This is a genomic window from Rhizobium sp. 22-785-1 (assembly GCF_053521965.1).
This window is the reverse complement of sequence record NZ_JBNWDI010000007.1, coordinates 135,360-150,268: the sequence shown is the minus strand read 5'-3', so window position 1 is coordinate 150,268 and position 14,909 is coordinate 135,360. Positions and strand designations below refer to the sequence as shown.

Annotated in this window: 13 protein-coding genes; 11 read left to right on the top strand and 2 right to left on the bottom strand. The window is 57.9% G+C overall.

Translation table 11 applies throughout. The annotated features are described in order from the left end of the window. Positions 1-55 precede the first annotated feature (55 nt). From ACQZ5M_RS15480 to rpmG, 10 genes are all read left to right on the top strand, one after another. Complete coding sequence (locus tag ACQZ5M_RS15480; protein WP_449080204.1) at positions 56-997, top strand: aspartate carbamoyltransferase catalytic subunit; 942 nt, start codon at positions 56-58, stop codon at positions 995-997. Then, the gene (locus ACQZ5M_RS15475) at positions 994-2,286 is read left to right on the top strand and encodes a dihydroorotase (protein ID WP_296100645.1); all 1,293 of its coding nucleotides are present in this window, start codon (positions 994-996) and stop codon (positions 2,284-2,286) included. Before ACQZ5M_RS15480 ends, ACQZ5M_RS15475 begins: the two co-directional genes overlap by 4 nt. 44 nt (positions 2,287-2,330) lie before the next feature. Beyond that, entirely contained in the window at positions 2,331-2,948 is a 618-nt protein-coding gene (gene plsY / locus ACQZ5M_RS15470) for a glycerol-3-phosphate 1-O-acyltransferase PlsY (protein ID WP_449080203.1), read from the top strand. Between the two features lie 32 nt (positions 2,949-2,980). Continuing rightward, a complete protein-coding gene (gene dprA, locus ACQZ5M_RS15465; RefSeq protein ID WP_449080202.1) occupies positions 2,981-4,132 on the top strand; it encodes a DNA-processing protein DprA in 1,152 nt (383 codons plus the stop codon). 243 nt (positions 4,133-4,375) lie between these two features. Then, positions 4,376-7,066: a type I DNA topoisomerase gene (topA, locus tag ACQZ5M_RS15460; protein WP_296074867.1), complete on the top strand. Its 2,691-nt coding sequence runs from the start codon at positions 4,376-4,378 to the stop codon at positions 7,064-7,066. Continuing rightward, positions 7,063-9,417 (top strand): ribonuclease R, encoded by a 2,355-nt coding sequence (gene rnr, locus ACQZ5M_RS15455; protein WP_449080201.1) that lies wholly within the window; start codon positions 7,063-7,065, stop codon positions 9,415-9,417. Before topA ends, rnr begins: the two co-directional genes overlap by 4 nt. A 75-nt stretch (positions 9,418-9,492) precedes the next feature. Next, on the top strand, positions 9,493-9,927 hold the full coding sequence (locus tag ACQZ5M_RS15450; RefSeq protein WP_296020923.1) for a DUF983 domain-containing protein: 435 nt from the start codon (positions 9,493-9,495) through the stop codon (positions 9,925-9,927). A gap of 31 nt (positions 9,928-9,958) precedes the next feature. Beyond that, positions 9,959-10,612 (top strand): NUDIX hydrolase, encoded by a 654-nt coding sequence (locus ACQZ5M_RS15445; RefSeq protein WP_449080200.1) that lies wholly within the window; start codon positions 9,959-9,961, stop codon positions 10,610-10,612. Positions 10,613-10,621: 9 nt separating this feature from the next. Next, positions 10,622-11,794, top strand: coding sequence for an MFS transporter (locus ACQZ5M_RS15440; protein WP_296082889.1), 1,173 nt, complete (start codon positions 10,622-10,624; stop codon positions 11,792-11,794). 89 nt (positions 11,795-11,883) lie between these two features. Beyond that, positions 11,884-12,051: a 50S ribosomal protein L33 gene (gene rpmG, locus ACQZ5M_RS15435; RefSeq protein WP_003496403.1), complete on the top strand. Its 168-nt coding sequence runs from the start codon at positions 11,884-11,886 to the stop codon at positions 12,049-12,051. A 581-nt stretch (positions 12,052-12,632) separates the two neighbouring features. Here the strand turns inward: rpmG and ACQZ5M_RS15430 are convergent. Together ACQZ5M_RS15430 and ACQZ5M_RS15425 are read right to left on the bottom strand one after the other, a co-directional pair. Beyond that, a complete protein-coding gene (locus ACQZ5M_RS15430; RefSeq protein ID WP_296020925.1) occupies positions 12,633-14,000 on the bottom strand; it encodes a PleD family two-component system response regulator in 1,368 nt (455 codons plus the stop codon). Between the two features lie 18 nt (positions 14,001-14,018). Then, positions 14,019-14,390, bottom strand: coding sequence for a response regulator (locus ACQZ5M_RS15425; RefSeq protein ID WP_034854043.1), 372 nt, complete (start codon positions 14,388-14,390; stop codon positions 14,019-14,021). A gap of 129 nt (positions 14,391-14,519) precedes the next feature. On the opposite strand from ACQZ5M_RS15425, the gene ACQZ5M_RS15420 reads away from it, so the two are divergent. Beyond that, positions 14,520-14,828 (top strand): DUF3572 domain-containing protein, encoded by a 309-nt coding sequence (locus ACQZ5M_RS15420; protein WP_449080199.1) that lies wholly within the window; start codon positions 14,520-14,522, stop codon positions 14,826-14,828. The last annotated feature ends 81 nt before the right edge of the window (positions 14,829-14,909 follow it).

The following is a 14,909-nucleotide window of genomic DNA, read 5'->3' as shown; positions in this document are numbered from 1 at the left end:
AAGCCACCTGTCTTTATAGACCGCGACTGACTATTCCGGCCCGGAGGACAGTTCCATGGTCTATTTTCCCCATCGCCATCTGCTTGGCATCAAGGGGCTTTCCCATCAGGATATCACGCTTCTTCTCGACAAGGCCGATGAGGCCGTAAAGATCAGCCGCCAGCGTGAAAAGAAGACGTCCACGCTTCGTGGGCTGACACAGATCAATCTGTTCTTCGAAGCCTCAACCCGCACGCAATCCTCCTTCGAACTGGCCGGAAAACGCCTGGGCGCGGACGTGATGAACATGTCCGTCGGTAACTCTTCGGTGAAGAAGGGCGAGACGCTGATCGACACGGCAATGACGCTGAATGCGATGCGCCCAGATGTTCTTATCGTGCGTCACTCGTCCGCCGGTGCGGCAGCGCTTTTGGCACAAAAGGTCGCCTGCTCGTTGGTCAATGCCGGCGACGGACAGCATGAGCACCCGACGCAGGCGCTGCTTGACGCGCTGACGATCCGCCGCGCCAAGGGCACCATTTCCGGAATGACCGTTGCTATTTGCGGCGATGTGCTGCATTCGCGCGTTGCTCGCTCCAACATTATTCTTCTGAACCAGATGGGCGCGCGTGTGCGTGTCGTCGCGCCACCAACGCTTCTACCCTCCGGCATTGCCGATATGAGCGTGGAAGTCTATCACGACATGAAAGAAGGCCTGAAAGGTGCCGATGTGGTGATGATGCTGCGCCTCCAGCGCGAGCGCATGGCAGGTTCTTTCGTGCCTTCGGTGCGCGAATATTTCCACTATTACGGTCTTGATGCGGAAAAGTTGAAGGCTGCCAAGGAAGACGCGCTTGTCATGCATCCCGGCCCGATGAATCGCGGCGTGGAAATCGCCTCAGAAGTGGCAGATGGTCCACAGAGCGTCATCGAAGCCCAAGTGGAAATGGGCGTTGCCGTGCGCATGGCGGTGATGGAAACCCTTCTTCTTTCGCAGAATATGGGAGAGCGCGTATGAGTGCCGCGACCGTCCTCAACAATGTCCGCATCATCGACCCGTCGCGCAATCTTGACGAGACCGGAACGATCATCATCGGTGCCGATGGCACCATTCTGGCTGCGGGCAAGAATGCGCAGAACCAAGGGACGCCGGATGGCGCAACGGTCCGTGACGCCAAAGGCCTCGTTGCCGTTCCCGGGCTGGTGGATGCCCGCGTCTTCGTCGGAGAACCCGGCGCCGAACACCGCGAAACGATCGAGTCGGCCTCGCGTGCCGCTGCCGCAGGTGGGGTTACCAGCTTCATCATGATGCCGGATACCGACCCAGTTATCGATGACATCGCGCTGGTGGAGTATGTCAAGAAGACTGCGCGCGATAAGGCCGTCGTCAACGTGCACCCGGCCGCGGCTCTGACGAAAGGTCTGCTCGGCGAAGAGATGACCGAGTTCGGCATGCTGAAGGAAGCGGGTGCGGTGGCCTTTACCAATGGCCGCAAGGCGCTGTCCGATACACTGGTGCTACGCCGCGCCATGACCTATGCCCGCGAACTTGGTGCGGTCATCTCGCTTGAAACCCGCGACAAATATATCGGCAATGGCGATATGAATGAAGGGCTGCTCGCGAGCTGGCTCGGCCTTCCCGGCATCCCCAAGGAAGCCGAGGTCATTCCGCTGGAACGAGACCTGCGCATCGCGGCGCTGACGCGCGCCAACTACCACGCCGCCAAGATTTCCGTGCCGGAATCGGCGGAAGCCATCAAGCTTGCCAAGGCCCGTGGCGCGAAGGCAACCTGCGGGATTTCGATCAATCATCTGACGCTCAACGAAAACGATATCGGCGAGTATCGCACTTTCTTCAAGCTTTCGCCGCCACTTCGCGCCGAAGACGATCGCGTCGCCATGGTCGAGGCGTTGAAAAACGGCACGATCGACATCATCGTCTCCTCGCATGATCCGCAGGACGTCGATACCAAGCGTCTGCCATTCTCGGATGCGGCGAGTGGCGCAATCGGACTGGAAACGATGCTGGCTGCAGCGCTTCGCCTGTATCACAGCGATCAGGTGCCGCTGATGCGGTTGATCGATGCGCTATCGACGCGACCGGCGCAGATCTTCGGACTGGAGGCCGGAACGCTGAAGCCTGGTGCCAAGGCCGATATCACCCTGATCGATCTTGATGAGCCGTGGCTGGTTTCGGAAAAGGGTCTGGTCTCGCGTTCGAAGAACACGCCATTCGAGGATGCGCGTTTCAGCGGGCGAGCCGTTGCGACCTATGTTGCGGGCAAGCTCGTTCATTCACTGCAGTAGAAATGTTAGTGCGCAAAGACGCACATAGAGAGGGGACCTAAGACATGACTGCATTGACCGTTTGGGACACAGCGCCCGCATTTCTCGCTCTTGCGGCGATCATCGGCTACCTCCTCGGTTCCATTCCTTTCGGCCTGCTTCTGACGCGGGCCGCGGGGCTGGGCGACGTTCGCCAGATCGGCTCCGGCAATATCGGCGCAACCAACGTGCTTCGAACCGGCAACAAGAAGCTGGCCGCCGCCACGCTTCTCTGCGACGCGCTGAAAGGCACGGCTGCGGTGCTGATCGCCAATGCACTCTGGGGATATGAAGCATCGCTGGTGGCGGGCTTCTTCGCCTTTCTCGGCCACCTCTTCCCGGTCTGGCTCGGCTTCAAGGGCGGCAAGGGTGTCGCGACCTATATCGGCGTACTGCTCGGTGCAGCTCCTCTCATAATGCTGGCCTTCGCCGCCATCTGGCTGATCACCGCCTTCGTCACGAAGTATTCGTCACTTTCGGCGCTGGTCGCCATGCTTATCATCCCGATCGTCCTTTGGATCTTGGGACCGGAGAAGACAGCACTGCTGGTGACGGTCCTCAGCATCATTTCCTGGTATATGCATCGCGAAAACATCAAGCGGCTGCTGGCAGGCACCGAAAGCAAGATCGGCAAGAAGGGCTGAGACAGGATCGTCCGGCAAGTTTGGAGGAAGCGATGTCGCGTGATGAAGAAACGAAACGCGGCATTGTCCTGTCGGAGAAGCAAAAGCTTTCCTGGCTGCGGCTGATCCGCAGTGACAATATCGGCCCCGTTACCTTCCGCGACCTGATCAATCACTTCGGTAGTGCTGAAGTGGCACTGGAGGCCCTCCCCGATCTCTCCCGCCGCGGTGGAGCGGCGCGCAGCCCACGCATCACCACGCTCGATCAAGCCGAACGCGAGATGGAGATTGCGGCACGGTTTGGCGCACGCTTTGTCGGCATTGGAGAACCGGACTATCCGCCCGCCTTGAGAGAGATCGATGGTGCTCCGCCGCTGATCGCTATGAAAGGCAACAGTGCCACGGTTATCCGTCCTTCGCTCGGAGTAGTCGGCTCTCGCAATGCCTCGATCAACGGGACGAAATTCGCCGCGATGCTTTCACGCCAGTGCGGACAGGCTGGCTATACAATTGCCTCGGGTCTTGCTCGCGGCATCGACGCAGCCGCTCACGCCGCCAGTCTTTCGACCGGCACCGTTGCCATGCTGGCAGGTGGTCTGGATAAGCCTTACCCATCTGAGAATTTCCGCCTCCTCGATGACATCTATGCCAATGGCGGCGCGACCATTAGCGAGATGCCTTTTGGCTGGGAGCCGCGTGCGCGCGATTTTCCGAGGCGAAACCGGCTGATTGCCGGCGTCTCGCTTGGCGTGCTGATCGTGGAGGCTGCCGAGCGCTCCGGCTCTCTGATCACTGCCAGACTTGCAGGCGAGTTCGGCCGCATCGTATTTTCAGTCCCAGGTTCACCGCTCGACTCTCGCTGCCATGGCACCAACCGCCTCATCAAGGACGGCGCGACACTGGTTACTGAAGCCGCCGATATTCTGGATTCAATTTCACCGATGATTGAGCCGAGGCTCAATCTTCAGCAGGTGGCGAGAGAAGACAGTAGCGGTCCCCCCACCCACTCGATGTCCGGAGCCGGAGACAATGAGCGCGCCATCCTCGCACAAGCGCTTGGCCCCTCACCGGTAGAAACCGACGACATCATTCGCCACACCGGCCTGCCGGCGGCAACCGTCTATCTTCTGCTACTCGAACTCGATATCGCTGGTAAATTGAACCGGCATTCAGGCGGGCGCATTTCCATGATCATGGCAGAGTGACGCATCGAAGCACCGCTAAAGCGGAGGACTTGCGGAGCTGCAAGCGACGGCATCACGCCTATCTGAAATTGTCTCCTTCTGATGAAAATTGTAGAAGTTGCATGCGTCTGCGAAGACAGAAAAAGGGGCTCTCCCCCTTGACCGGAGCGCATTACCTGTCCATGTCGAAATAAAAGGATGGCGTCGTTGCATGCGCAAGAAGCGACGATGCCGGTTAACGGACATGTTCCCAGAGAAAAAAATATGAATGTCGTCGTCGTAGAGTCTCCGGCAAAAGCCAAGACGATCAACAAGTATCTTGGCCCCGGCTATCAGGTCCTTGCATCGTTCGGCCACGTGCGGGACCTTCCCGCCAAGGATGGTTCTGTTCTTCCAGACCAGGATTTTGAAATGTCCTGGGAGGTCGATCCTGCGTCGCAGAAACGCATGAAGGATATCGCCGATGCCGTGAAGGCATCCGATGGCCTGTTTCTGGCGACCGACCCTGATCGCGAGGGGGAAGCGATTTCCTGGCACGTTCTGGACCTTCTGAAAAAGAAGAAGGTTCTAGGCGACAAGCCGGTCAAGCGCGTGGTGTTCAACGCGATCACCAAGAAGGCCGTTCTGGATGCTATGGCAGAACCCCGCGATATCGATGTTCCGCTTGTCGATGCCTATCTCGCTCGCCGCGCTCTGGATTATCTCGTTGGCTTCAACCTGTCGCCGGTTCTCTGGCGCAAGCTGCCGGGCGCTCGTTCCGCCGGGCGCGTGCAGTCTGTGGCGCTCCGGCTGGTGTGCGACCGCGAATCGGAGATCGAGCGCTTCGTCTCGGAGGAATACTGGAACATCTCCGCACTCTTGAAGACACCACGCGGTGACGAGTTCGAAGCGAAGCTCGTTTCGGCCGATGGCAAGCGCCTTCAGGGCAAGTCGATCAAGACCGGTGACGATGCAACGCGGCTGAAGACATTGCTGGAAGGCGCAAGCTACGTCGTCGATACGGTCGAAGCAAAGCCAGTCAAGCGTAATCCGGGCCCTCCCTTCACGACATCGACGCTTCAGCAGGCAGCCTCTTCACGCCTTGGCTTTTCGGCATCGCGCACGATGCAGGTAGCGCAGAGACTTTATGAAGGTATCGACATCGGCGGTGAGACAGTCGGTCTCATTACCTATATGCGTACCGATGGCGTGCAGATGGCGCCCGAAGCGATCGACGCCGCACGGCGCGCGATCGGCGAGCAGTTCGGCGAGCGCTATGTGCCGGAAAAGGCGCGCTTCTATTCCACCAAGGCCAAAAACGCTCAGGAAGCCCACGAGGCTATCCGTCCGACGGACTTCAATCGCTCTCCGGACAAGGTAAAGCGTTATCTCGATTCAGATCAGCTTCGTCTCTACGATCTGGTCTGGAAACGTGGCATTGCGAGCCAGATGGCCTCCGCAGAGATCGAACGCACGACAGTTGAAATTCTTGCCGACAACAAGGGCGAGAAGGCAGGTCTGCGCGCTGTCGGCTCCGTCATCCGTTTCGATGGCTTCATTGCCGCCTATACGGATCAGAAGGAAGATGGCGAGCAGAGCGACGATAGCGAAGACGGTGGACGCCTGCCGCAGATCAATGCCCGCGAAAATCTTGCCAGGCAGAAGATCAATGCAAGCCAGCATTTCACCGAGCCGCCACCGCGTTACTCGGAAGCATCGCTGATCAAGAAGATGGAAGAGCTCGGTATCGGCCGACCCTCCACCTATGCGGCGACGCTGAAGACACTGAGCGACCGCGAGTATATCGTCGTCGACAAGCGCAAACTGATCCCGCATTCGCGCGGCCGGCTGGTGACGGCCTTCCTGGAAAGCTTCTTCACCCGCTATGTGGAATATGATTTCACTGCCGATCTGGAAGAGAAGCTCGACCGGATCTCGGCAGGTGAACTCGATTGGAAACAGGTTCTTCGCGACTTCTGGAAGGACTTCTTCGCCCAGATCGAAGACACCAAGGAACTGCGCGTCACCAACGTTCTGGACGCTCTGAACGAGGTGCTGGCACCGCTGGTCTTCCCCAAGCGCGAAGATGGTTCCGATCCGCGCATCTGCCAGGTGTGCGGCACCGGCAACCTATCGCTGAAGCTCGGAAAATACGGCGCTTTCGTCGGCTGCTCCAACTATCCGGACTGCAACTACACCCGTCAGTTGACCTCCGATGGCGCGGAAGCCGAAGCCGCAGCGCTGAATGAGCCGAAGGCGCTTGGCGCCGATCCAATGACCGGCGAAGAACTGACGCTTCGTTCTGGCCGTTTCGGACCCTATATTCAACGTGGCGATGGCAAGGAAGCCAAGCGGGCCTCACTGCCAAAGGGTTGGAAGCCGGAAGAGATCGACCATGAGAAGGCATTGGCACTGATCAATTTGCCACGCGATATCGGCAAGCATCCAGAAACCGGCAAGATGATTTCTGCCGGCATCGGTCGCTATGGTCCGTTCCTGATGCATGATGGTGGTTATGCCAATCTGGAGAGCGTCGAAGACGTGTTTTCCATCGGCCTAAACCGCGCCGTGACCGTGATTGCGGAAAAGAAAGCAGCGCCCGGTCGTGGCCGCGCCGCGACGCCTGCCGCGCTGAAGTCGTTGGGGGATCACCCGGATGGTGGCGCGATTACCGTTCGCGATGGTCGCTTTGGTCCTTACGTGAACTGGGGCAAGGTCAATGCGACGATCCCCAAGGCACAGTCTCCGGATACGGTGACGCTGGATGAGGCGCTGGTACTGATTGCCGAGCGCATTGCCAAGACCGGCGGCAAGCCGGTCAAGGCCAAGAAGGCTCCGGCAAAAAAGAAGACCGAAGGCGAGGCAGACGCCAAGCCCGCAAAGGCGAAAGCGGCAAGCAAGACGAAGGCGGCCGCCAAGCCTAAGGCTGCGGCGAAGCCCAAGACAGCAGCGAAAACCAAAAAGGCAGAATCGTGAGCAAAGCACCGCGTCAGAAACAGAATTCCGCCAATGACGGTTTCGGACGCACCGCCCGCTCAAAGCGCGTGAATGAAAGCGAAGGCATCGTCCATGGGGAAGTGCCTTCGCGCGAAGTGTTGCTGAAGTTCATTGCCGAACATCCGCAACAGGCGTCCAAGCGCGAAATCGCCAAGGCGTTCGGCCTGAAGGGCGACACCCGCGTGGTGCTGAAAGCTCTACTAAAGGAATTGGAAGTTGACGGCATGGTGCAGAAGAACCGCAAGTCGCTGATGCGACCCGGTGGCCTGCCTCCCGTGACGGTTCTGGATATTACAACCCGCGACAAGGATGGCGAACTGATCGGCCGTCCCGCCGAATGGCCGGAAGATCAAGGCGCAGCACCCGCCGTGCTGATCCGCCAGTCGTCGCAGGACCGTGGCAAAAAGGGACCGGCAGCTGGCTTGAATGACCGCGTGCTGGCCAAGATTTTCCCCTCCAAGGACCGTAGCGGCCCTGCTTATACCGCTCGCGTCATCAAGCTGATCGATCGCCGCCAGAGCGCGCTGATCGGCGTTTTCAAGGAGCAGCCCGGCGCTGGTGGGCGCTTGATGCCGGTCGATCGGCGCGGCGAAGAGCTGGTGATCGATCCCGATGGCGTTGGCGACGCCAAGGATGGCGATCTGATCGAGGTGGAAGTTTCGCGCAATAGTGGGCGCTACGGCCTCAAGCGTGCCAAGGTCCTTTCCGTCATTGGCTCGGTGGCGTCTGAAAAAGCCATATCCATGATCGCGATTTATGGACATGGTATTCCGCACATCTTCCCGCAGAATGTTCTGGCGGAAGCGGATGCAGCAAAGCCCGCTACTATGGCGCACCGTGAAGACTGGCGCGATCTGCCGCTGATCACGATCGACCCGGCGGATGCCAAGGACCACGACGATGCCGTCTATGCCGAACCCGATACATCGCCTGACAATCCCGATGGCGTGATCGTCACCGTGGCGATTGCAGATGTGTCTTATTATGTCCGCTCCGGCGCGCCGCTCGACCGCGAAGCGCTGAAGCGCGGTAATTCCGTCTATTTTCCAGACCGCGTCGTGCCGATGCTGCCGGAGCGAATTTCCAATGATCTCTGCTCGCTCAAGGAAGGCGTCGACCGCCCTGCTCTTGCGGTGAGGATGGTGTTTTCCAAGGAGGGCCGCAAGGCGTCGCATACTTTCCATCGCATCATGATGAAGAGTGCGGCCAAGCTCTCCTACCAACAGGCGCAGGCGGCCATCGACGGCAAGCCCGATGACAAGACCGGCCCGATGCTGGAGCCGATTCTGAAGCCACTCTGGCACGCCTATGAGGTGATGAAGCGCGGGCGCGATCGTCGCCAGCCACTTGAACTCGACATGCCGGAGCGCAAGATCGTTCTGCGCGACGATGGCACTGTCGACAAGGTCATCATTCCAGAACGCCTCGATGCTCATAAGCTGATCGAGGAAATGATGATCCAGGCGAACGTTTCCGCGGCCGAGACGCTGGAAAAGAAGAAGCAGCCGCTTGTCTATCGCGTTCACGATGCCCCCACACTTGCAAAGCAGGAGACGTTGCGCGAATTCCTCGCAACGCTCGGCATCACTATGGCCAAGGGCGGTCAGGTGCGCGCCAACTCCTTCAACGGCATCCTGGCGCGGGCGGAAGATACGCCGCATCAGATCATGGTCAACGAGATGGTGTTGCGCTCGCAGAGCCAGGCGATCTACAGCCCAGAGAATATCGGCCACTTCGGCCTCAATCTCATGAAGTATGCACACTTCACCTCGCCCATTCGCCGCTATGCGGACCTGATCGTGCATCGTGCGCTGGTTGGCTCTTTGGGACTTGGTGAAGGTGGTATCACGCCACAGGAGGAAGCCACACTCGACGATATCGCCGCTGAGATTTCCACTTTCGAGCGGCGCGCCATGGCAGCCGAGCGCGACACCATCAACCGGCTGATAGCGCACCATCTTTCCGAGCGCGTCGGCGAGGAATTCGAAGGCCGGGTTGGCGGTGTCACCAAGGCGGGACTATTTGTCGCGCTTCCACAGTTTGGCGCAGACGGTTTCGTTCCTATATCTACGATCGGAACCGATTATTTCATCTATGACGAAGCGCATCAGGCACTAACGGGTGAGAAGACCGGTCTTGGCTTCCAGCTTGGCGATACCGTTCAGGTTCGTCTGGCCGAAGCCGTACCGCTGGCGGGCGCGCTTCGCTTCGAGATGTTGAGCGAAGGGCGCAAGATGCCGGCAGGCACACGATCCTTCCACAAGACGGCGCGCCGGAGTGGAGGGCGTACGGCGGCACCGGGAACAAGGCCGCCGCGCAGGAAACGCTGAAGCATTTTCGAATAGCAATATCGGCAACGATATCGCGGTTGAATGGTTCGGTTAGAACGTCTTGGAGGGATTGGTATGAGCGATATACAGACAGTGCAATATGGCGGCGAAAAGCAGGAGCGTCCGCTGGGTCGCTCGATCATGCGCGGAATCTCCTGCCGATGCCCGGCCTGCGGCAGCGGTCGTCTGTTCAAAGCCTGGCTGAAGCCGGTGGACCAGTGCGCCGCCTGCGGCGAGGATCTGCATCATCAACGCTCGGACGACCTGCCACCCTATATTTCGATCATGATCCTCGGCCACGTCGCCGTCGGTGGCTTCATGATGACCGATCTCGTCTTGATGGTACCGATGTGGGTACATTTCGCCATATGGGTGCCGATCACCATCCTGGTAGCGCTTCTGACGATCCAGCCAATCAAGGGCGGCGTAATCGGGTTGCAATGGGCGCTCAGGATGCACGGGTTTGGCAGCGAGCCGGACAAGCCGCAGATCGACGGCTCGTCCCACTGACGGGCGGGTCGCTGCTCTCTTGTGTGCTCACGTGGACGCCGAAAAAATATCCTATCTGCGCCCGAAGGATGCAGCGTGCCTGATCATCGCGGACCGCTCGAACAGCAGTCCGCGCGTTCTGATGGGTCAGCGCAGCAGCCAGCACGTCTTTATGCCGGATGTTTATGTCTTTCCCGGTGGACGTCGAGATCCTGGCGATTACGCATTGCCATTTGGTGACGATCTCAATCCGGTCGTCCTTGAAAAACTCAGACAATCGGCGTCAAGCCCCATAACCAATACGAGAGCGCGCGCGCTGGCGCTGGCGGCAGTGCGCGAGCTGCGAGAAGAAACCGGCTTGACCTTCGGCACTGAAGGGCATCAGCGGCCGGACCTGGCTGCACTGCGCTATGTGGCACGGGCAATCACGCCGCCCGGGCGCGTGAGACGCTTCGATACGCGCTTCTTCTTCTGTTTCGCCGATGAAGTTGGCATAGATCCCGTGGCAGTCAAGGATTCCGAGGAGTTGCAAAACCTCCAATGGCTTGACATTCGCGACTATTCCGGTGTGAACATGGCTGCGATTACACGGATGGTTCTCGAAGATGTCACAAACTTCATGATAGGTGATCAGCCAATAAAATTTGAAAGCCCGGTGCGACTGTATTTCGAGCGTCGCGGCACATTCATACGCGGCTTTCTTTAAAAGGTCTTCATGTCACATCCCAATTGCGACGCCGACAATATCCACTGGCCTTCACTTGTCGCTGCCATATCCGCTATTAGCGCCGTTGGTATCGCCATCGGTCTCGGACTGCCGCTGTTGAGCCTCATTCTGGAGCGACGCGGTATTTCGTCGAGCATGATCGGCCTCAACTCGGCCATGGCCGGCGTGGCCGCCATGATCGCAGCGCCCATAACCAGCAAGCTTGCGCATGATTTCGGTGTTGCTCGCACCATGATGACGGCGGTGCTCATCTCCTCAGTCAGCGCTATGGGTTTTTACTACGCAGCCGACTTCTGGATGTGGTTTCCGCTCAGAATCGTCTTTCACGGGGCAACCACCACGCTCTTCATCCTTTCGGAATTCTGGATCAATGCGGCGGCGCCACCGCGCAAGCGCGGGCTTGTACTCGGGGTTTACGCGACCGGCCTTGCGGTCGGCTTCGCCGTGGGGCCTCTCCTCTTCTCCACGGTTGGAAGCGAGGGAATTACACCCTTCCTTGTCGGCTGCGGCATTATCCTTCTTGCTGCCATCCCCATCTTTCTGGCGCGCAAGGAAAGTCCCGCGCTCGATGAAAAGCCGGCCCATCACTTCGTGCGCTACATCTGGCTTGTTCCTATGGCTTCTGCCGCAGCTTTCGTCTTCGGCTCCGTGCAGGCGGGCGGGCTCTCGCTCTTCCCAATCTATGCCACGCGTGAAGGCTTCAATGAATCGCAAGCGGCGCTCCTGCTGACAGTAATGGCGATCGGCAACATGGCGTTCCAGATCCCTATCGGACTGCTATCGGACAGGATGACCAACAGACGCCTTCTTCTTGGCCTGATGGCGTTCGTTGGTCTGTGCGGCACGCTTGCGCTGCCGCTCCTCGTTAGCAACTGGATGCTGGTGGCGATTCTGCTGCTCCTCTGGGGCGGGCTCGTGTCAGGCATGTATACGGTAGGCTTGACCCATCTTGGCTCGCGACTCACCGGCTCCGACCTCGTTGCCGCCAATGCAGCCTTTATATTCTGCTACGCGACGGGTACGATCGCGGGGCCGCAGACGGTGGGTATCGCCATGGATATCTCAGGAAGCCATGGCTTTGCCTGGGCATTAGCGCTGTTTTTCGGCTTCTATGTCGTTCTTTCCATTGGGCGTTCGGTTTTCGGCTCAAAACATGCTTGACTTTTCGGGCGCGATCCGTAGTTTCGCGCCAGATTTAGCCGGGATCGAACAGGTCCGCGGCTCACTTACTTGTTAAAGGCAGGACGACCATGGCGAAAGCTACAACAATCAAGATCAAGCTGCTGTCGACGGCCGACACAGGTACTTTCTACGTCACCACGAAGAACAGCCGTACCTTCACGGACAAGATGACGAAGACCAAGTACGACCCGGTCGTTCGCAAGCACGTTGAATTCAAGGAAACCAAGATCAAGTAATCGGCTAGATCTCGACCTTAAAGAACGCGCCCTCGAGGCGCGTTTTTTTTGTTTTGAGCGGTACGCTGAATAGAGTTTGCCAAAGCGCTTCGGTGCGTCACATACCCACCTCAGCGTGCGCGCCAAAAGTGCTGCGCACCATGGCGCATCAGATCAAAACATATGAGACTAAAAGATCGGAAGGATGGGGTCGGCCGAGATTTCCACGACGGCACGAGGAACCGTCTATTGGTATCGCCGGCCGACCGACCCCAAGACCCAGGAGATGCGGCGGACCTGAGCATCAAGGGGTATCCATACACGGCCTACCGTAAGACTGACCGCGTCATGACTAATTTTCGCGCTCTGCATTCCCATTGAATGCATTGGCGTAAAATTATCTGTCTGAACAAATACTCGCTCAAGCGACCTAAAAGTTCAACACTTTATTAATGCGAGACAATTTCCGCTTTGAAATATGGTTAAATGTAGCGTGCTGATACAAACTGCGATTGGCGCAGTGCGAGGTACAGCGCGCCGCGCTTACTGTTGACGCACTACCAATGCTCTATCGGCTTTGATCTATACATCATGCCTTCCGCTCAGGCGGCGGCAGCAACGACGCGATTGCGACCGCTTCTTTTCGCTTCATAGAGCGCACGATCTGCCTGACGCATCAATTGCTCGGGACTGTCGACACCGGCAAGGTTTGAGGCAATGCCCATGGATGCGGTAATCTGCAAGTGCTGTCCCGAACGCAGAACGAAGGGGCGATCCTCAATAATCGAACGCAAACGCTCTGCGACCACGGCAGCGGTCTCCAGCGACGTATCCGGCATCACCACGACGAATTCCTCGCCGCCATAGCGGCAGGCAAGATCGGCACCGCGCACTGTTGAGCGCAATCGGCTGGCAAATTCCTTCAACACTTCGTCGCCTGCCTCGTGGCCGTAGAGATCGTTCACCTGCTTGAAGCAATCAATATCCGTCATGCAAACGGATATGTCTCGTCCACGAAGCGCTGCGCGGTTGAAAAGCGTCTTCAGATGAAGATCGAGATAGCGGCGATTGTTAAGACCCGTCAGTCCATCGATGACCGCAAGCTCCATGGTCTGTGCCAGATCTTCACGCAACCTGTCATTGAAGCGCTTTCGCTTGATCTGCGAGAGTGTGCGTGCGACGAGTTCGTTTGGATCGATGGGGCGAATGATATAGTCGTTGACACCGAGATCAAGCGCGCGGACCACCATGGCATCGTCGTTCTGTTCGGTGACGATCAGAAGCGGCAGAAAGCGCGTTCTGTCGAGCGAGCGCAGTTGAGAACAAAGCCTCAACGGGTCGAAGTCGTCGAAATTGGAGTTGATGATCACGAGATCGTAGGGATTTTCGGTCGCCTCGAAAATCGCGTTTGAAGGATCGCTCCAAGCGCAAACCTCGGCAACCGGCTTCAATGCCTTGACGATCCGCTCTTGCGAACTGGCTCGTCCATCGATCAACAAGATGCGGCCAGGCTTTTCTATGTGACCGTCTGCGCCGATGGATTCCTGAATATCGATCGATCCTGCTGTCTTCAACCTGTCACGCAACTCGTCGCTCATGGTCTTGAGACGTGCCAAGCTTTTGACGCGGGAAATCAGCTGCAGGTCATTGACGGGCTTCGTCAGAAAATCGTCTGCTCCCGCCTTCAGTCCTCGCACGCGGTCCGCTGGCTGATCCAGCGCTGTCACCATCACCACAGGGATATGCGCTGTCGCCGGATCGGCTTTCAGCCGCTCACATACCTCGAAGCCGTCCATTTCCGGCATCATGACGTCGAGAAGAATGACGTCGACTTGGCCGCCCGCGCAGATTGCCAAAGCATCGCGACCATTATCGGTGCAGACCACATCGAAATAGTCCGCCAGAAGGCGGGCCTCAAGAAACTTCAGATTAGCTTCTATGTCGTCGACGACCAGTATTCTAGCAGTCATTCGGTCGCCCCTGTTGCCTTATGCATCGCCGAGATAGGTCTTGATCGTCTCTATGAACTTCGGAACGGATATTGGCTTGGAAACATAGGCCTCGCAACCGCCCTGGCGAATGCGCTCCTCGTCTCCCTTCATGGCGAAAGCCGTGACGGCAATCACGGGAATCACATGCAGTTCGTCATCTTCCTTGAGCCATTTGGTGACTTCAAGTCCCGAGACTTCGGGCAATTGAATATCCATAAGAATGAGATCAGGACGGTGCTTGCGGGCAAGCTCGAGAGCTTCCATGCCGTTACGCGTCTGTATGGTCGTGTAACCGGATGCCTCGATCAGATCACGAAAGAGCTTCATATTGAGCTCGTTGTCTTCAACTATCATGACCTGCTTGGGCATGGCCGCAGTCCTTGTTACGCTTTGAAACCTTCCCCTGGGCATATAAGTTGCCACAGAACCGATTCCATTATCCCCTGCCGAGGGAGGCTAATGCGATTTGGTTGAAAAATAGGTAACTTCCGGAAAGAAATGCAGCGCTCGATGAAAAACGGAAAGTCACTGGTCAAGGACCCCGAGGAAACAGTCGCGGCCATACTGGGATGGCTGGCGAACGCACCGGATATTCTTGCCCGGTTTCTGGCATTGAGCGGCCTGCAGCCCAACATGCTGCGCGCCGCCATACAAGATCCAGGATTTCTGGCTGGCCTGACCGACTTCGTCATGAATCACGAGCCTGATCTGATGGCGTTCTGCGAAGCGTCCGGGTTCAACCCGGAAGATGTTCAGGCTGCCTGGCACAGATACTCCGGTCCCGGTCTCGATTCCGGCGTTTATTGACATCCAAAGCGACAGACCGCGCTCTTGAGATTCAAGAGATCCACGACTAAAGTCAGGGCCGTTCTCTTTTTGTTTCGTGGC